Below are 16,159 nucleotides of genomic sequence, written 5' to 3'. Positions count from 1 at the left end.
GGCCTAGTCAACCCACGCATGATCCCCCACGCATGAGGTAGCGCCGCCATGAAGATGACCGACACCGTCCGCAAGATCCTCGCCAATTACGAGGGCGAGAACCCCGGCGTGAAGGGCAATCTCGCCCGCATGCTGATGACCGGCGAACTGGCGGGCACCGGCAAGATGATCATCCTGCCCGTGGACCAGGGCTTCGAGCACGGCCCGGCGCGCAGCTTCGCCAAGAACCCGCTGGGCTATGACCCCCATTACCACTACCAGCTCGCCATCGACGCGGGCCTGAACGCCTACGCCGCGCCGCTCGGCATGATCGAGGCCGGCGCCGACAGCTTCGCCGGGCAGATCCCGACGATCCTCAAATGCAACAGCGCCAACAGCCTGATGAGCGACAGCGCCGGCAAGAACCAGGCGGTGACCGCGACGGTGCAGGACGCGCTGCGTCTCGGCTGCTCGGCCATCGGCTTCACCATCTATCCGGGCTCCGACATGGCCCTCGACATGTTCGAGGAGATCTCCGAGATGCGGGCCGAGGCCGCGGCCTACGGCATCCCGACGGTGATCTGGTCCTATCCGCGCGGCGAGGCGATCACCAAGGACGGCGAGACCGCCATCGACATCGCCGCCTATGCCGCGCAGATCGCGGCGCTGCTCGGCGCGCATGTCATCAAGATCAAGCTCTCGACCGACTTCCTCGAGAACAAGGAAGCCAAGAAGGTCTATCAGGAGCAGGGCATCGACATCTCGACCCAGGCCGCGCGCGTGGCGCATTGCATGCAGGCGGCCTTCGGCGGGCGGCGGATCGTGGTCTTCTCGGGCGGCGCCGCGAAGGGCGCGGACGCGGTCTACGAGGACGCCCGCGCGATCCGCGACGGCGGCGGCAACGGCTCGATCATCGGCCGCAACAGCTTCCAGCGGTCGCGCGAGGACGCGCTGCAGATGCTGGGCAAGCTGGTCTCGATCTACAAGGGTCAGGAGTAAGGCTGCGGGGGCCGCAAGGCCCCCTCACCGCCCTTCCAGAATCCGCAGCTGCTGCGGCCGTCCGTTCTGGACATAGGTGACGGCCCCCTTGCCGATCTCGGTGATCGGCCCGCCATCGATCCGGTCGCCAAGGCGCACCGTGACGATCCGCCCGTTGCGGAGCCGGATCAGCCCGCGCGAGGCCTTGCCCGCGCCCACCACCCCGATCAGCGTCGTGCGGTTGAGGTCGATCCCGCTCGCCGTGGCGCCCGACGCGACCGTGGCCGAGGTCGTGCCGCCGCCGACGGGGCGCGAAAGCTCCGGCTCGTTGTCGCTCTCGACATGGCGCAGCGGCTGCCGGGCGGCGGCGGCGGCGCGCATCTCGGCCTCGGCCTGGGCGCGGGCGCGGGCCTCGGCGGCGGCGCGCTGCTGGGCCTCGATCTGCGCGGCGGATGCGGCGCGGGCGCGCTCCTCGGCCTGCGCCTGAAGCTGCTCGTCGAGGCGCCGCTGCTCGGCCTGTGCGGCGGCTGCGGCGGCGACCGCGGCGGCGGTCTGGTCGGCGGCCTGCGGCGCGGCGGCGGCAGGCGGTTGAGGCGCGGCCGCTGCGGGGCGGCGGTCGCGCGGCGCGGGCTGCGGGAAGGGCGAGCTGCGCAGCGCCGTCAGCGCGACACCGCCGGGCGCGGCGGGGGAGGCGCGGATCGCGGCCGCGATGGCGCCTTCGACGGCGCTCGTCGAGGCCGGGGCGGCAGACGCGGCGGCGCTGCGCGGGCGGGGCGAGGGGCGGTCGGAGGGGAGCAGGCGGTTCGGGGTCGAGGCGGACTGGCTGGCAACGGCCGCGGCGACGGCGGCATCGACCGAGGACGCGGCCTGCGGCCGCTCGCCCCGGCTCGGCGGACGGGCTTGCGCGAAGCGCGGCCCGGCCGCCGAGGGCATGGCGACGATGGCGCGGTCGAGCGCCGGCGCGACGGAAATCGCACCGCGCGCGAGCGAGGCGGGCGCCGCGGCGAAAAGCGCGTGATCGGCTGGGGCGAGAACCAGCCGCCCCACCTGCGCGGTCCGCCGGTCGGTGGACAGCGCCGCCCCGCGCCGGGGCGGTGGCGCGGGGCTGGCCGGGGCTGCGGCGGGCGCTTGCCCGAGGGTCGCGGGACGCTCTGGCGGGCGCGGTGAAGTGGTCGGCGCGGGCGTCGTCGCCGGGGGCGTTGCGGCCTGCGGCGCCAGCGGGGTGGCCTGTAGCGGCGGGGGCGGCGCCCGCTGCGACGTGGGGACCGGCGCGGCGGCCTGCGGCGCGGACACGCCGCTCGCCGGGGCGGAGGTGGCAGGCCTCTGCGGCGGGCGGATGCCGGTCACGGGTGAGGGCTCAGGCTCGGCCGCGCGGTCGAAGGGCAGGGGGTCCTGCGGCAGCTCCGGCGCGGCATCGGCGGCAGGCGCCGCGGGCCGCACGGCGGGCGCCTCGGAATTGGCGAGGGCGACGGCCGCCTCGATGGCGCTCTCGCGACCTGCCGCGGGCGGCGCGGTTGCCGGGCCCGAGGCGGCTTCGGCCGGGGGCGTCGCGGAAGGCTCGGACGGCACCGGGGCTGGCCGCATGGGGCCGGTGGCCCCGACGGCTTCCGGCACGGCGGGCTCGGTCTCCGTTGTCTCGGACGGCGCGGCCGGAACCGTCGCAGTGGACGCAGAAGGGAGCGGCGCGGTGGCTTCTGCCGCTGTGGACGCGGGAGCGGCGCTGCTCGCGGAGGGTTCCGTCAGCGGAACGGTTGCTGGCGGCATCGGCGCGGGCGCGACGGGCTCGGAAGGGGCGGCGGCGCCCGGCTCCGCGACCGCGGGCGCCGCTGCGGTCACGGGGGCGGTCGCCTCGGTCGCGGGGGCCGGGGGCGTTCCCTGGCCCCCGAACAGGAACACGGCGGCGATCCCGGCCAGCAGCAGGACGAGCATGATGCCCAGCATGCGGCTGTCCGTCGCCCGCCCGCCGGGCTGAGGAGCCGCATCGGGCCGCGGCGCGGTTGAGGCGCGAGCCTCCCGGGCGCGCTCGTGGAAGGCCTCGGCGCGAGGGGCGAGGGCAGGCTCCTGAGCCGGCGCCGCGCGGTGGGCGACGAGCGGGGCGGGGTGCCGGCCAGCCGGCGCTTCTCCCTGCCGCCGCTCGCGACTCGCCACCCCCCGGCGGGCACGGGCGCGGGCGCGCTGCGCCTCGGCCTCCTCCTCGCCCGGGGCAACGGGCGCCGCCTGCTCCTCCGCCTCCGCATCCTCGGGCAGCGCGCGGGGATCGTTCACCGCCGCGCCGTTGCCGGGCGAGAGCGAGCGGATGCGCGCGATCGCCGTCGCGAGCAGCTCGGCCCCGGACTCCGGCTCACGCCCACCTGCCGCTTCGGTGGCGCGCAGGCTGCGGCGCGGGCGCGGCGCTGCCGGGCTGGCCGCTTCGACCCTGGGCGCGACAGCCGCAGGCTCGGGCGGCGGAGCGGCGGCTTCGGATGCCTCGGCCGCAGGGGTATCGGCAGCGGCGTCCTCGGAGACCTCCGCAGCAGGGGTATCCGCAGCGGCAGCCAGGTCGGCCTGCGATTCCTGAATCTCGGGCGCAGCCTCGGCGGTCGCCTCTTCGGCCCTCCCCGTCTCAACAGCCGGCCGCGGCTTCGCGCCTTCCCCCTCGAGCGCCTCCCAGAACCGCGCCTCGCCCGGGAAGGCGGTGCCATCCCCCTCCGCAAGCGCCGCCATCGGAGTGAAGCCGTGTTCGCTGGCAAAATCGGTGTATTCGCGCAAGCTGCCGCGCCAGACGGTCGCCACCCGCACCCGGTCGGGCGCGTCGTCCACCCAGTCGAAGGCGAGCTCGGCCACCGGATACGGCGTCACCCCCTCGAGCGCGCGGGCCACGGCCTCGCGCCGGGGCTTGGCGGGGTCCACCGTCAGGTTGGTGAAGAGGACCTGATCCTCGGGGATGAGGAGCGCGACCTCGTCGCTCGGACCCTCGAGCCCGCGCCGCAGGGTGTCGAGCCGCCGCTGCAGGTCGGGCGCGTCATAGCGCGCCGCGCCGCGCCAGACCCAGGCGCCCTCCTCGTCCTCCATCAGGTGCACGGCGTCCAGGTCGAAGGCGAGGGCGTGGCGGGGCCGGTCCTCCGCAGGCGGTGGCGGGGACGCGAGCCGGGCGGCGGAATCTGCAATCATGGACGGGCTTTCGGTGCGTCGCGTTGGGCGCGGGTGCTGCTCTTTATTGCCCCCAGACCTACTGGATTTTCGGCTGCGAGGGAAGCGGAACACAAGATCGTGAGGGGATTCGCGTGCCGTCCTGCGGGATGATGCCGAAACCGCCGCCGGTGCCGCCGCGTTCGCACCGGCCGTTTCCGCCTCGCCAAAGGAGCCTGCCGATGACCCGCCCCCAGCTGACACTCCGCCCAACCGCGGCCCGGCTCCTTGCACCGGGATTAGCGCTTGCTCTCGCGCTCGGCGCTCCGGCTTCGGCCACGCCCGGCATGGGCGGCCATCACGGCGGCCACGGGATGCACGGACATGGCGGCATGCATCACGGCGGGCAGATGGGCCATTCCTCCCCCATGCGCGGCGAGCGCGGGCAGGCTGAGCGCGGCCGGATCACCGTGATCGGCGAGGGTCAGGCCAGCATCGCGCCGGATGTCGCGGTGGTCAGCCTCGGCGTGATGGTGCAGGCGCCGACGGCAGCCGAGGCGATGGCGCAGAACGCCGCCCGCCAGCAGGGCGTGTTCAGCGCCCTCGAGGCCGCCGGGATCGAGGCGCGGGACGTCCAGACCTCGGGCCTCGCGCTGAACGCGATCCAGGACTACTCGCGCGAGGGCGGCCCGCCGGTCATCACCGGCTACCAGGCCAGCAACATCGTCACCGTCCGGGTGCGCGACCTCGCCGGCCTCGGGCCGGTCATCGACGGCGTGATCGGCGCCGGCGCGAACGAGATCCAAGGCATCAGCTTCCTGCGCGAGGACGCCTCGGAGGCCGAGATCACCGCCCGGCAGCGCGCGGTCGAGAGCGCGCGCGAACGGGCCGAGGCGATCGCTGCGGCGGCGGGGCAGCGGCTCGGGCGGCTCGTATCGATCACCGACCAGCCGATGCCGGGCTTCGGCCCGCCGCAGCCCTACATAATGCGCGCGATGGCGGCCGATGCCGAGGCCTCGACGCCGGTCGCCGCGGGCGAGTTGCAGGTGCAGGCGCAGGTCAATGCCGTGTGGGAGTTGATCCCGATGCGCCGCGACCGCAGCCGCCCCGGCGAGCCGCCGCGCCCGGTCGGACCGGATGGCGCGGACCTTGGCGGCCAGCCCATGCCGCTGCCGGCCGATCCCGCCTCCGCGGCCGCGGGTGACAGACCGGCCGTGGTGACGGGCGAGCCGCCGCCTGGCGACGGGATGCCGATGCGGGGGCGGATGATCGAAGTGCCCGACTGGCTGCTCGGGCCGAACCCCACGCCGCCCGGCCAGTGAAACGCAAAGAGGCTCGGGCGTGACGCCCGAGCCTTCATCCGAACTCCGATGATCAGGCCGTCGCGGTGCTCAGCGCCTGGTCCAGATCGGCGATGATGTCCTCGACATTCTCGATCCCGATCGACAGCCGCACGGCATCGAGGGGCGCGCCCGCCGCCTCCAGCTGCTCCGGCGTCAGCTGCCGGTGCGTGGTCGAGGCCGAGTGGATCGCCAGCGACCGCGTGTCGCCGAGATTCGCCACATGGCTGAAGAGCTTCAGCGCCCCGATCAGCTTCACGCAGGCCTCGTAGCCGCCCTTCACCTTGAAGTTGAAGATCGCGCCCGCCCCCCTGGGATAGAGCCGCTGCGCCCGGTCGTTGTAGGGCGAGGACTTCAGCCCGGCATAGCTGACCTCGGTCACGCGCGGATCGGCCTCCAGCCATTCCGCCACCTTCACGGCGTTCTCGACATGGCGCTGCATCCTGAGGCCAAGCGTCTCGGTCCCCATCAGCGTGTAATGGGCCGCTTGCGGGTTAAGCGTCATGCCGAGGTCGCGCAACCCGATGGCGATGGAGTGGAAGGTGAAGGCCGCCGGGCCGAAGGTCTCGTGGAACTTCAGGCCGTGATAGGCGGGCTCCTCGGCCGAGAGCGAGGGGAACTTGTCGGAGGCCGACCAGTCGAACTTGCCTGAATCGATCACCGCACCGCCCATGACGGTGCCGTTGCCGGTGAGGTATTTGGTCAGCGAGTGCACGACCAGCGTGGCGCCCATCTCCAGCGGCCGGCAGAGGACCGGGGTGGCGAGCGTGTTGTCCACGATCAGCGGAATTCCGGCCGCATCGGCGACCTCGGCCACGGCGGGGAGGTCGGTGACGTAGCCGCCGGGGTTCGAGATCGACTCGCAGAAAATCGCGCGGGTGTCGTCGTCGATGGCCTCGCGCAGCGCGTCGAGGTCGTCGAGATCGACGAATTTCGCCGACCAGCCGAAGCGGCGGATGGTCTGCGAGAACTGCGTGACGGTGCCGCCGTAGAGGCGGGTCGAGGCGATCAGGTTGCGCCCCGGCCCCATCAGCGGGAACAACGCCATGATCTGCGCCGCGTGGCCCGACGAGCAGGCGACCGCCCCGGCCCCGCCCTCGAGCGCGGCGAGGCGGGTCTGCAGCGCCTGCACGGTCGGGTTGGTCAGGCGCGAATAGATGTAGCCCACTTCCTGCAGGTTGAAGAGCCGGGCAGCGTGGTCGGCGTCTTTGAACTGGTAGGCGGTGGTCTGGTAGATCGGCACCTGCCGTGCGCCGGTGGCGGGGTCGGGCGCGGCGCCCGCATGGATCGCCTGCGTGTCGAAATGCCAGTCGTCGCTCATGGCTTCAGCCTCCGGGGAATGAAATCGCGCGGAGGCTAGGGCGGGCGGCGGGCGGCGGCAAGGTGGCGGAACGGAAAACGGGCGTCCGCGAGGGACGCCCGTGAGGGGAAGCGGGCGCGCTTACGCGGCGACGCGGCTCAGCAGGACCTCGTCCACCTTGCGCTGCGCAGTGGCCTCGTCGGTGCCGCCGACAGCGGCGACCTCGCGGGTCAGGCGCTCGAGGGCGGCCTCGTAGAGCTGACGTTCGGAATAGGACTGCTCGCGCTGCTCGTCGTTGCGGTGCAGGTCGCGCACGACCTCGGCGATCGACATGAGCTCGCCCGAGTTGATCTTCTGCTCGTATTCCTGCGCGCGGCGCGACCACATCGCGCGCTTGACGCGGGCCTTGCCCTTCAGCGTCTCGAGCGCTTGGTCGATCAGGTCGGGCGAGCTGAGCTGGCGCATCCCGATCTCGGTCGCGCGGGCGGTCGGCACGCGCAGGGTCATCTTGTCCTTCTCGAAGGAGATCACGAACATCTCGAGGCGCAGGCCGGCGACCTCCTGCTCCTCGATCGAGACGATGCGGCCGACGCCATGCGCCGGGTAGACGACGAAATCGTCGGGGCGGAACTCAGATTTCTTGGTCTTGGTCATTCTACTTTCCTCGGCTACCCCCGTCCCAGGCCGGGAGTGCAAAACGGCCCCGCCGCGGAAGCTCCGCCTCGGGTCCGTTGGGGTCTTGTCATTGTTCCCCGGACCGGGCAGACGATCCGGACGGCATTACCGCTGTCCGGATCGCCCACGGGGTGGGCCGGGTCAAACGGCGATGTGACAGGAACATATCACAAAACCTTGCCCGAAAGAAGGGTGCTGTTCTGCCAGCAGGGCTTGCTGCCGGACGGCTTTGCGCGGGTGCAGGGGAGGGGCGCTGCGAATCACCTCGGGTGAGTGGATTCGGATGCCCGTGCCAGCCCTGCGTGGGGCAATCCACCGCCGTCATGCAGGAGGGCGCTGCCCTCCCCTCCGGCAGCGCGAGGCGCGCGGTCAGTCCCCCTCGCCGGGCGCCTCGGAAAAGTACTTCTCCAGCTTGCCCGTCTGCCCGTCCATCTCCGCATAGTTGGGCATCGGGTCTTTCTTCCGCGTGATGACGGGCCACTGCTCCGCATACTTGCGGTTGAACTCCACCCATTGCTCCATCGCGGGCTCGGTGTCGGGCCGGATCGCGTCGGCGGGGCATTCCGGCTCGCAGACGCCGCAGTCGATGCATTCGTCCGGGTGGATGACCAGCGTGTTCTCGCCCTCGTAGAAGCAGTCGACCGGACAGACCTCGACGCAGTCCGTGTACTTGCACATGATGCAGTTCTCGGTGACGACATAGGTCATGGGAGGGCCTCCTGACGGACGGGTCCGACCTAGACAGTCGCGCGGACGGGTTCAAGCCGCGCTCGCCGGGCAGCTGCCGTCGGCTGCGTCAAGCTTCGTCCCGTCCGCGCGCGAGCGGGTGGCGCGTCAGCACCAGCTCCCGCAGCCGCGCGTCGAGGACATGGGTGTAGATCTCGGTTGTCGAGAGGTCCGCATGGCCCAGCAGCGCCTGGATCGAGCGCAGGTCCGCGCCCCCCTCCAGCAGATGCGTGGCGAAGGCGTGGCGCAGGACATGCGGGGTGACGCGCTCGGGTGCAACCCCGGCGGCGAGGGCAAGCTGGCGCAGGATGAACGAGAAGCCCTGGCGCGTCAGGTGCCCCTCGGCCCCGGGCGCCGGGAACAGCCAGCGGCCACCGCGGCCCCGGACAAGCCGGCCGAGGGCCTCGGCCTCGGCCGCGCTGTCGCGCCGCGCCAGCCAAGCGCTCAGTGCCGCGCGGGCAGGACGTGTCAGCGGCACCATTCGCTCGCGCCCGCCCTTGCCGCGGATCAGCAACGCCTCCGGGTCGCCCCGCGCGGCCGCCACGGGAAGGGCGACGAGCTCGCTCACTCGCATGCCGGTGGCGTAGAGCAGTTCCAGCAGGCAGGCGTTCCGCAGCCGGTCGGTCTCGTCGCGGCCGACCGCGCCGGTTGCGGCGATCAGCGCCTCCACCTCGGCTTGACTCAGCGTCTTCGGCAGCCGCTGCGCCCGCCCCGGCCCGCGGATGCGGATCGCCGGGTCGTCCTCGCGCCAGCCTTCCGACAGCGCGAAGCGGGTGAACTGGCGCATGGAGGAGAGCCTGCGCGCCCGTGTCGCCCGCGACAGGCCCGCGGCCTCGCATTGCGCGAGCCAGGCCTCGACCTCGTCGCGGGTGATGGCGCCGAGCGTGGTGCCGCGCCGGGCGCAGAAGGCGGCGGCGTCGGCGAGGTCGCGGCCATAGGCCAGCAGCGTGTTGCGGGCCGAGCCAGCTTCGGCCGCCTGCGCCTCGAGGAAGGCCGAGATGCGGCGGGCGTCGTCGGCTGACGGACCCTCGGCGCGGGTCATGGCATCGCGGCGCCGGGCTGGCGGCGCAGCAGCATCAGCTGCAGCGCCGCGCCACGGGCCTCGCGCTCGAGCCCGAGGGCGCGCAGCGCGGCGATGCCGCGGGCGGCGCGGACGTCGTCGCCTTCGAGCCCGGCGTCGGCATCCGCCATTGCCTCGAGGAGCAGCAGCCCCGTCGCGCGCCCTTCCGGCAGCGCCCGCGCCTCGCCCGAGAGCGCAACGGCAAGCGCCCCCACCAGCCCGCCGGGCGGAGCGTTGGCGGTGGCCACCGCCTCGCCGCGCGCCAGGGCGAGCTGCCAGGCGCGGAGCGGGTCGGCGGGCGCCGCGAGGCCCTCCCAGGCCTGCGGTGGCAGCACGTCGGCAGCGGTCAGCGACAGATCGAGCGCGAGCGCCGCGGCCTCCTCCGGCAGCGGCATCCGGGCGAGGTCGGTGGCGAACATCTCGCCCAGCGCCGGCGTCAGCCCGGCGGCGGCCATCGCCGCCGCGGCGCGCGGCAGGGCGGCGGCGACCGCTTCGGCGTCCTCGGCCCGCAGCCCGGCGTCGAGCGCCTGCACCGCCGCCACCCGCTCCCACACGCCGCCCGAGGCGGCCGGCGGCTCCTCGGCATAGATCGCGCGCAGCCGGGCGGGCGAGAGGCTGCCGGCGCGGGCCAGCCGCTCGGCCGCATCGACCCGCGCCTTCCAGCCGCTGTCCTGGCCGAGGTCGGCCCAGGCGAAGGCCAGCGGCAGCGGCGCGGTCGGGACCGGCTGGCCGATGGCGGCGAGCAGCCGGTAGTCGAGCGGCGTGACCGCCTCGGGCTGCGGCGGCTCGAGGCCCTCGTCCACGGCGGCGTCGTCGAGGAAGGCGTGGAGACGCGCCGCGAGGCCGGGATCCAGCGCGCCCATGGCCTCGCCGCCGGTCAGCGCAAGCGCCGCCGCGTCCCAGTCGCCCGCGCGGGCGAGGCAGTAGATGCGGGGTGCGAGGTCGAGGGCCGCGCCGGGGGCGGCGGCGAGGGCGGCGCAGGCCTCGTCCTCCTGCCCGAGCAGCAGGGCGGCGTCGATCCCTCGGCGGATGGCCTCCGGCCCGGTCGCCCCGGCGGCGTCGAGCAGCCGCGCCGCCGCGTCCACCGCGCCGAGCGCCATGAGCCGGTCGACGCGGGCGAGAAACAGCGCCGCGCCCTCGGTTCCCTCGGGCGGGTCGAGCTGCGCCAGCAGCAGGCGGCGCAGCAGGCGGTTGTTGGCGGGCAGGCGCGGATCGCTGGCCGCAATGGCGGCGGTGGCCTCGGCGGCGGTGGCGCCGGTCCAGAGGCCGGGGGGCAGGCCAGCGGCGGCGGGTGAAAGCAGCCCCGCGCGGTCCGGATCGGGCGCTTCGAGCCGGGTGACGCCGATCGCCGCATCGCCGGGCGCACTGCGCCACGACGCCGGCGCCTGCGGCGGGCGGCGGCCGGCGTCCCGCGCCCGCGCCGCGTCGGCGGGGATCGCGTCGCCCGGCCGCCATGCCCCCACGGCAGGCGGCGCGGCGCCGCCGGAGAGCCATTCGTTGGCCGAGAGCGGCGGTGCGGCCATCGCGCCCGAGCCGCCGAGCGCAATCAGCGCCGCGGCGAACGCGAGGCGAAGCTCAGTCGAGTTGCGCATCGGGGTCCCCGGCCGCGACGGGCGGGGGCGCGTCCACGGCTGCCGCATCTTCCGTCGGCGGCGCATCCGCGGGGGACGCGGCGGTGACGCTGACGGGCCGCCCGGCGACCGCGCCGCCCTCGCCCAGCGTGATCGGCACCCGCGTCTCGCGCCGCTCGGGGGCCATGTCGCCCAGATAGGCGTAGCCCGCGAGGCCCGCCACGGCCAGCACCACGAGGACCACCAGAACCTTCAACAGACGCATCACCACTGCCCTTTCCCCGGTCTTGTGCCGGTCTCGCGCGGCACTATAGCTGCCCATGACGGAATGCAGAAGCAGGCCGCGGACCGCGCTCGCGCGGTCGTGCGCGAACGGGAGGGGGCATGCAGGGGACGCTGACGCTGGTCGGCATGATGGGCGCCGGAAAGAGCGCCGTCGGCGCGGAACTGGCGCGCACCCTCGGTGTGCCCGCCGTCGACAGCGACCACGAGATCGAGCGCGCCGCCGCCATGACCATCCCCGAGATCTTCACCCGCGATGGCGAGGGTTTCTTCCGTGAGCGCGAGGCCGAAGTGCTGGCGCGGCTGCTCTCCGGACCGCCCGCGGTGCTGTCGGTTGGGGGCGGGGCCTGGCTCCGACCGGGCAACCGCGAGGCGATTCGCGGCGCGGGGGTGGTCGTGTGGCTCGACGCACCGCTGGAGGTGCTGTGGCAGCGGGTGCGGATGCGCTCGAACCGCCCGCTGCTGGCGACGGACGACCCGCGCGGGACGCTCGAGACGCTGCTGGAGGCCCGGCGGCCGGTCTATGCCGAGGCCGACATCGTCGTGCCGGTGAGCGCCGCCGACAGCGTCGAGGACACCGCCGCCGCCGTCCGCCGCGCCGTCGAGGCGCATCGTCCGGGGTTCCTCGCATGAGCGCGCGCATCGTGCCCGTCGCGCTCGGCGCGCGCAGCTACGAGGTGCGGATCGGGCCGGGCCTGATCGCCCGCGCCGGGGCCGAGATCGCGCCGCTGCTGGCCCGCCCGCGGGTCGCGATCGTGACGGACGAGACGGTGGCGGCGCTGCATCTGCCTGCCCTGGAGGCGGCGTTGAAGGCGGAGGGAATCGCGGCGTCCAGCCTCGCCCTGCCGCCGGGCGAGGGCACCAAGAGCTGGGCCGCGCTCGAGCGGGTCGTGGAGTGGCTGGTCGCCGGGAAGGTCGAGCGGCGCGATGTGGTCGTTGCCTTCGGCGGCGGCGTGATCGGTGACCTTGCGGGCTTTGCCGCGGCCATCCTGCGGCGCGGGGTGCGGTTCGTGCAGATCCCGACGACGCTGCTGGCGCAGGTGGACAGCTCGGTCGGCGGCAAGACGGGGATCAACTCGGCTCAAGGGAAGAACCTCGTGGGCGCGTTCCATCAGCCGTCGCTGGTGCTGGCGGATACGGCGGTGCTGGGCACGCTGGCCCCGCGCGATTTCCGCGCCGGCTATGGCGAGGTGGCGAAATACGGGCTGCTGGGCGACGCGGGCTTCTTCCAGTGGCTCGAGGCGCATGGGCCGGGGCTGGCGGATGATCCCGAGGGGATCGTCCACGCCGTCGCCCGCGGGGTCGGGATGAAGGCCGGGATCGTGTCGCGGGACGAGACCGAGGAGGGCGAGCGCGCGCTTCTCAATCTCGGCCACACCTTCGGGCACGCCTTGGAGGCCGCGACCGGCTATGACGGGCAGCGGCTGCTGCATGGCGAGGGGGTGGCGATCGGCTGTGCGCTCGCCTTCGACCTCTCGGCCCGGCTGGGATTGGTGGCGCAGGAGCTACCCTCGCGGGTAGCGGCGCATTTCGCGGCGGTGGGGCTGCCCTCGCGGCTGGGCGACGTGCCGGGATTGCCGGACGACGAGGCGCTGATCGCGCTGATGGGGCAGGACAAGAAGGTGCAGGACGGCCGGCTGCGGTTTGTTCTGGCGCGGGGGATCGGGGAGGCCTTCGTGGCGCAGGACGTGCCGATGGAGGCGGTGCGGGCGACGCTCAGGGCGGCGCGGTAGGGGCGGCGAGGCGGGGGCTTCGCGCCCCCGCACCCCCGCGGGATATTTGGATCAAGGCGAAGTGGAAGGGCGCCGTTGGGGTCTCAGAACGGAATGTCGTCGTCGAAATCCGCCCGCGACGAGCCGCCTCCACCAGCCGCGCCTCCGCCGCCGCGGCCCTGATCGCGGTCGTCCCCGCGCCCGCCGCCATAGCCACCGCCGCCGCCAAAGTCACCACCGCCGCTTCCGCCACCCGAGCCGCCCCGCCCATCAAGCATCGTCAGCTCGCTGCGGAACGGGCGCAGCGCCACCTCGGTCGAGTAGCGGTCGTTGCCCGACTGGTCCTGCCACTTGCGGGTTTCGAGCTGGCCTTCGACGTAGATTTTGGCGCCCTTCTTCAGATACTGCTCGGCCACCCGGACCAGCGGCTCGGAATAGATGGCCACGCTGTGCCACTCGGTCCGCTCGCGCCGCTCGCCCGAGGCCTTGTCGCGCCAGCTTTCGGAGGTCGCGATTCTCAGATTCGCCACCTTGCCGCCGCTGGGGAAGCTGCGGATCTCCGGGTCCTGCCCCAGATTGCCGATCAGGATCACCTTGTTGACGCTGCCTGCCATTCTGGCCGCCTCCCATGCTTGTCTGTGCCCGCTCTAGCGCGCGAGGACGGCGGGCGGCAAGATCGGCGAGACTCCGCGCATCGGCCATCTCTGCGGTTCTCCGCGCAGGGGCATGTGGCGACAGGCGGTTTTTTTGGCTATCGTCCCCTTAACAACGGGGACGACGGGGACAGTGGTGATGGGGGTTCGGTCGGTTTCGACGGCGGCTGGCGTGGTGCGCGCGGCCGTGGCGGCGGTTGCGCTGGGCGCGGTGGCGGCGCCGGTGACGGTGGCGCCCGCGGCGGCGCAGGGGCTGTCGATGGGCGGCGGCAACAGCCGCATGTCACAGTTCCAGCGGCAGACGCGCCTGATGGACAGCCGCCTCGCGGCGCAATACCAGGGCAGCGCCCGCTATCAGCCCGGCGGCGGCAAGGTCGCGATCGAGGCCGCGGCTCCGGCGGCGATCCCGGCCTATACCGGGCGGCGCTCGACCTACCTGCCCCATGCCCGCGAGGCGGCCCGCAAGCACGGCATCCCCGAGGATCTGTTCCTGCGCCTCGTGCAGCAGGAATCGGGCTGGAACCCGAACGCGGTCTCGCACAAGGGCGCGCGGGGGCTGGCGCAGCTGATGCCCGGCACCGCCGCGAAGCTGGGCGTGAACCCGGCCGACCCGGTCCAGAACCTCGACGGCGGGGCCCGCTACCTGCGGATGATGTACAACACCTTCGGCGACTGGCGTCTGGCGCTCGCGGCCTACAACGCGGGGCCGGGGGCGGTGTCGAAATACAAGGGCATCCCGCCCTATCGCGAGACGCGGAACTATGTCCGGGTGATCGCGGGGGGGTGAGGATGCGGTCTGGCCGATCCTGACCTTCCCGCTACCTCCCGCACGCCGCCAAGGCGGGCGCGTCCGCGCCCACCTTCGTGCGTGCGCGGACCCTCTGTTTCGCTGCGTCATCGGACTGAGCGGGATTGGGTCACGCGCCCCAATCCCTCGCGCGGAAGCGGATGTGAACGTCGCGTTGACTTGAGGGTACCTTTACGGCCGGTTCAGAGTGACCCGCGTATACTTCGTCCCCTCGATCGCCGCGCCGGCCATCAGCCCCGACTGGCCGAAGATCATCGCGATGATCGGATGCATCGCCGTCAGCGTGTCCACGCCCATGGCGAGGCCCCCGTTCGGCAGCGCATAGAAGGCATCCGCCCCCGCCACCCAGCCGGGCGACGACTGGAACGCCGCCAAGGCCTCGTCGCTGTTGAAGATCAGCGCGTGCGAATACTGCTGCGCGCCGGCCTGCACGCCGAAGGACGCCTGCGCGGCCGAGTAGTAATTCACCGTCTGGTCCATCACCCTGAGCGCCCCCTCGCCATAGGAGGCGCCGGGCCCGAGCGCGATCTCGGTCACGAGCGGCATGTAGAGGACTCCGCGCGCGCCCTGGACCATCGGCGCGGCGGCGGGATAGTTCGCCAGCAGGTAGTCGCGGGTGACGTCCACCCGCCGGTCGATCCCCGACTGCGAGCCAATGCCGTAGAAGTTCTGGACGTCGAAGCCCTGCGGCCCGCACCCGCCGAGGGTCAGCGCCGCCGCGCCCCCCGCCAGCAGCACCCCGCGCCGCGACCAGCCGTCGCGCGTGTTCCTGTCCATCTGCCCGATCTCCTGTCCCCTCGCGGGGCTCGTCGCGGCCCCTCATGCGCGCGAGTGTAGCGGAAAGATCGTTGCCATGCATCGGCTTGCGAGCACGGCGGCGACGACCGGCGGCAGTCAGCCGAGTTGTTCGGCCACCTCGGGCGCGAAATAAGTCAGCACCCCGTCGCAGCCGGCGCGGCGGAAGGCGAGCAGGCTCTCCATAACCACCTCGCGGGCGAGCCACCCCTGCCGCACCGCGCCCTCGATCATCGCGTATTCGCCGCTGACCTGGTAGGCGAAGGTCGGCGCCGCGAACTGGTCGCGGACCATGCGGCAGATGTCCAGGTAGGGCATCCCCGGCTTCACCATCACCATGTCCGCCCCTTCGGCGAGGTCGCGGGCCACGCAGCGCATCGCCTCGTCGCGGTTGGCGGGGTTGATCTGGTATGTCTTCTTGTCCCCCACGAGCCGCCCCGACGCGCCGACCGCATCGCGGAACGGCCCGTAGAAGCCCGAGGCGTATTTCGCGGCGTAGCTCAGGATCGCCACGTCCTGATGCCCCGCCTCCTCGAGCGCCGCGCGGAGCCGGCCGATGCGGCCGTCCATCATGTCCGACGGCCCGAGAATATCCGCCCCGGCCTCGGCCTGCGTCAGCGCCATCTTCACCAGGCACTCGACGCTCTCGTCGTTCACGATCACGCCGTCCCGCACGATCCCGTCATGGCCGTTGGCGTTGTAGGGGTCGAGCGCGATGTCGGTCATCACCGCAAGCTCGGGCGCGGCCTCCTTGATCGCGCGGATGGCGCGGTTGCCGATGTTCTCGGGGTCCCAGGCGCGCTCGCAGGTGTCGGTCTTCAGGTCCGGGTCGCTGTGCGGGAAGATGCAGATCGCCGGGATGCCGAGGTCCATCGCCCGCTCGGCCGCCCGCTTCGCGCCGTCGAGCGTCAGGCGGTGGACACCGGGCATGGAGGCGATCTCGCCCTCGCCGCCGGCAATTTCGGTGACGAAGATCGGCCAGATTAGGTTCGCGGGCGTCAGGTTCACCTCGGCCGTCAGCGCGCGCAGCCGCTCCGTCCGGCGCAACCGGCGCAGGCGGGTGGCGGGGAAGGGGGCGACGATCGGGGTGGCGGACATGGGCGGGCTCCTTTGCGCCTTGGGTCGCATGGGGGAGGGGCGGTCGCAAGTCCGGGGCGTTCCGACGCGGGGGT

Annotated in this window: 15 protein-coding genes; 5 read left to right on the top strand and 10 right to left on the bottom strand. The window is 73.3% G+C overall.

The window, feature by feature from the left end; genetic code table 11:
- Positions 1-48: 48 nt before the first annotated feature.
- A complete protein-coding gene (locus tag GI374_RS07305) occupies positions 49-978 on the top strand; it encodes a class I fructose-bisphosphate aldolase (RefSeq protein ID WP_154336372.1) in 930 nt (309 codons plus the stop codon).
- A gap of 24 nt (positions 979-1,002) precedes the next feature.
- On the opposite strand, the gene GI374_RS07300 is transcribed toward GI374_RS07305, so the two are convergent.
- Positions 1,003-4,107, bottom strand: coding sequence for a hypothetical protein (locus GI374_RS07300; protein ID WP_154336371.1), 3,105 nt, complete (start codon positions 4,105-4,107; stop codon positions 1,003-1,005).
- 200 nt (positions 4,108-4,307) lie between these two features.
- Here GI374_RS07300 and GI374_RS07295 point away from each other — a divergent pair, with 200 nt between their 5' ends.
- Positions 4,308-5,387, top strand: a complete 1,080-nt coding sequence (locus tag GI374_RS07295; protein WP_195759869.1) for an SIMPL domain-containing protein — start codon at positions 4,308-4,310, stop codon at positions 5,385-5,387.
- A 52-nt stretch (positions 5,388-5,439) separates the two neighbouring features.
- On the opposite strand, the gene GI374_RS07290 is transcribed toward GI374_RS07295, so the two are convergent.
- The 6 genes from GI374_RS07290 to GI374_RS07265 form a co-directional block, all read right to left on the bottom strand.
- Entirely contained in the window at positions 5,440-6,726 is a 1,287-nt protein-coding gene (locus GI374_RS07290; RefSeq protein WP_154336369.1) for an O-acetylhomoserine aminocarboxypropyltransferase/cysteine synthase family protein, read from the bottom strand.
- 120 nt (positions 6,727-6,846) lie between these two features.
- Complete coding sequence (locus GI374_RS07285; protein WP_154336368.1) at positions 6,847-7,359, bottom strand: CarD family transcriptional regulator; 513 nt, start codon at positions 7,357-7,359, stop codon at positions 6,847-6,849.
- Between the two features lie 390 nt (positions 7,360-7,749).
- Entirely contained in the window at positions 7,750-8,088 is a 339-nt protein-coding gene (gene fdxA, locus GI374_RS07280; protein WP_154336367.1) for a ferredoxin FdxA, read from the bottom strand.
- Positions 8,089-8,176: 88 nt separating this feature from the next.
- Positions 8,177-9,148 carry a tyrosine recombinase gene (locus tag GI374_RS07275; protein WP_154336366.1) on the bottom strand — a complete coding sequence of 324 codons (972 nt, stop codon included), beginning with the start codon at positions 9,146-9,148 and terminating at the stop codon, positions 8,177-8,179.
- On the bottom strand, positions 9,145-10,758 hold the full coding sequence (locus tag GI374_RS07270) for a hypothetical protein (protein WP_154336365.1): 1,614 nt from the start codon (positions 10,756-10,758) through the stop codon (positions 9,145-9,147). Before GI374_RS07270 ends, GI374_RS07275 begins: the two co-directional genes overlap by 4 nt.
- Positions 10,742-11,002, bottom strand: a complete 261-nt coding sequence (locus GI374_RS07265) for a hypothetical protein (protein WP_195759868.1) — start codon at positions 11,000-11,002, stop codon at positions 10,742-10,744. The genes GI374_RS07270 and GI374_RS07265 overlap by 17 nt, the downstream gene beginning before the upstream one ends.
- Before the next feature lie 119 nt (positions 11,003-11,121).
- Between GI374_RS07265 and GI374_RS07260 the strand changes: the two genes are divergently transcribed.
- Both GI374_RS07260 and aroB read left to right on the top strand, forming a co-directional pair.
- Complete coding sequence (locus GI374_RS07260; RefSeq protein ID WP_154336363.1) at positions 11,122-11,652, top strand: shikimate kinase; 531 nt, start codon at positions 11,122-11,124, stop codon at positions 11,650-11,652.
- Positions 11,649-12,752: a 3-dehydroquinate synthase gene (gene aroB, locus GI374_RS07255; protein WP_154336362.1), complete on the top strand. Its 1,104-nt coding sequence runs from the start codon at positions 11,649-11,651 to the stop codon at positions 12,750-12,752. Before GI374_RS07260 ends, aroB begins: the two co-directional genes overlap by 4 nt.
- Before the next feature lie 83 nt (positions 12,753-12,835).
- Here the strand turns inward: aroB and ssb are convergent, their stop codons facing one another.
- Complete coding sequence (gene ssb, locus GI374_RS07250) at positions 12,836-13,345, bottom strand: single-stranded DNA-binding protein (protein WP_154336361.1); 510 nt, start codon at positions 13,343-13,345, stop codon at positions 12,836-12,838.
- 178 nt (positions 13,346-13,523) lie between these two features.
- Between ssb and GI374_RS07245 the strand changes: the two genes are divergently transcribed.
- On the top strand, positions 13,524-14,171 hold the full coding sequence (locus GI374_RS07245) for a lytic transglycosylase domain-containing protein (protein WP_154336360.1): 648 nt from the start codon (positions 13,524-13,526) through the stop codon (positions 14,169-14,171).
- A 192-nt stretch (positions 14,172-14,363) separates the two neighbouring features.
- Here the strand turns inward: GI374_RS07245 and GI374_RS07240 are convergent, their stop codons facing one another.
- A complete protein-coding gene (locus GI374_RS07240; protein WP_154336359.1) occupies positions 14,364-14,969 on the bottom strand; it encodes a YSC84-related protein in 606 nt (201 codons plus the stop codon).
- Between the two features lie 117 nt (positions 14,970-15,086).
- Positions 15,087-16,085 carry a porphobilinogen synthase gene (gene hemB, locus GI374_RS07235; protein WP_154336358.1) on the bottom strand — a complete coding sequence of 333 codons (999 nt, stop codon included), beginning with the start codon at positions 16,083-16,085 and terminating at the stop codon, positions 15,087-15,089.
- Between the last annotated feature and the right edge of the window lie 74 nt (positions 16,086-16,159).

The organism is Paracoccus sp. S-4012 (assembly GCF_009674885.1).
Lineage (GTDB): Bacteria > Pseudomonadota > Alphaproteobacteria > Rhodobacterales > Rhodobacteraceae > Paracoccus.
Note: the sequence above shows the minus strand (reverse complement) of the source record. Positions and strands in the feature narration are given on the sequence as shown.

Bases quoted from the DNA above. Each gene is read 5' to 3' on its own strand.
- GI374_RS07305 (WP_154336372.1), top strand. From the start codon at position 49: ATGAAGATGACCGACACCGTCCGCAAGATCCTCGCCAATTACGAGGGC.
- GI374_RS07270 (WP_154336365.1), bottom strand. From the start codon at position 10,758: ATGCGCAACTCGACTGAGCTTCGCCTCGCGTTCGCCGCGGCGCTGATT.
- GI374_RS07300 (WP_154336371.1), bottom strand. From the start codon at position 4,107: ATGATTGCAGATTCCGCCGCCCGGCTCGCGTCCCCGCCACCGCCTGCG.
- fdxA (WP_154336367.1), bottom strand. From the start codon at position 8,088: ATGACCTATGTCGTCACCGAGAACTGCATCATGTGCAAGTACACGGAC.
- GI374_RS07240 (WP_154336359.1), bottom strand. From the start codon at position 14,969: ATGGACAGGAACACGCGCGACGGCTGGTCGCGGCGCGGGGTGCTGCTG.
- ssb (WP_154336361.1), bottom strand. From the start codon at position 13,345: ATGGCAGGCAGCGTCAACAAGGTGATCCTGATCGGCAATCTGGGGCAG.
- GI374_RS07260 (WP_154336363.1), top strand. From the start codon at position 11,122: ATGCAGGGGACGCTGACGCTGGTCGGCATGATGGGCGCCGGAAAGAGC.
- hemB (WP_154336358.1), bottom strand. From the start codon at position 16,085: ATGTCCGCCACCCCGATCGTCGCCCCCTTCCCCGCCACCCGCCTGCGC.
- GI374_RS07245 (WP_154336360.1), top strand. From the start codon at position 13,524: ATGGGGGTTCGGTCGGTTTCGACGGCGGCTGGCGTGGTGCGCGCGGCC.
- GI374_RS07265 (WP_195759868.1), bottom strand. From the start codon at position 11,002: ATGCGTCTGTTGAAGGTTCTGGTGGTCCTCGTGGTGCTGGCCGTGGCG.
- GI374_RS07285 (WP_154336368.1), bottom strand. From the start codon at position 7,359: ATGACCAAGACCAAGAAATCTGAGTTCCGCCCCGACGATTTCGTCGTC.
- GI374_RS07275 (WP_154336366.1), bottom strand. From the start codon at position 9,148: ATGACCCGCGCCGAGGGTCCGTCAGCCGACGACGCCCGCCGCATCTCG.
- GI374_RS07295 (WP_195759869.1), top strand. From the start codon at position 4,308: ATGACCCGCCCCCAGCTGACACTCCGCCCAACCGCGGCCCGGCTCCTT.
- aroB (WP_154336362.1), top strand. From the start codon at position 11,649: ATGAGCGCGCGCATCGTGCCCGTCGCGCTCGGCGCGCGCAGCTACGAG.
- GI374_RS07290 (WP_154336369.1), bottom strand. From the start codon at position 6,726: ATGAGCGACGACTGGCATTTCGACACGCAGGCGATCCATGCGGGCGCC.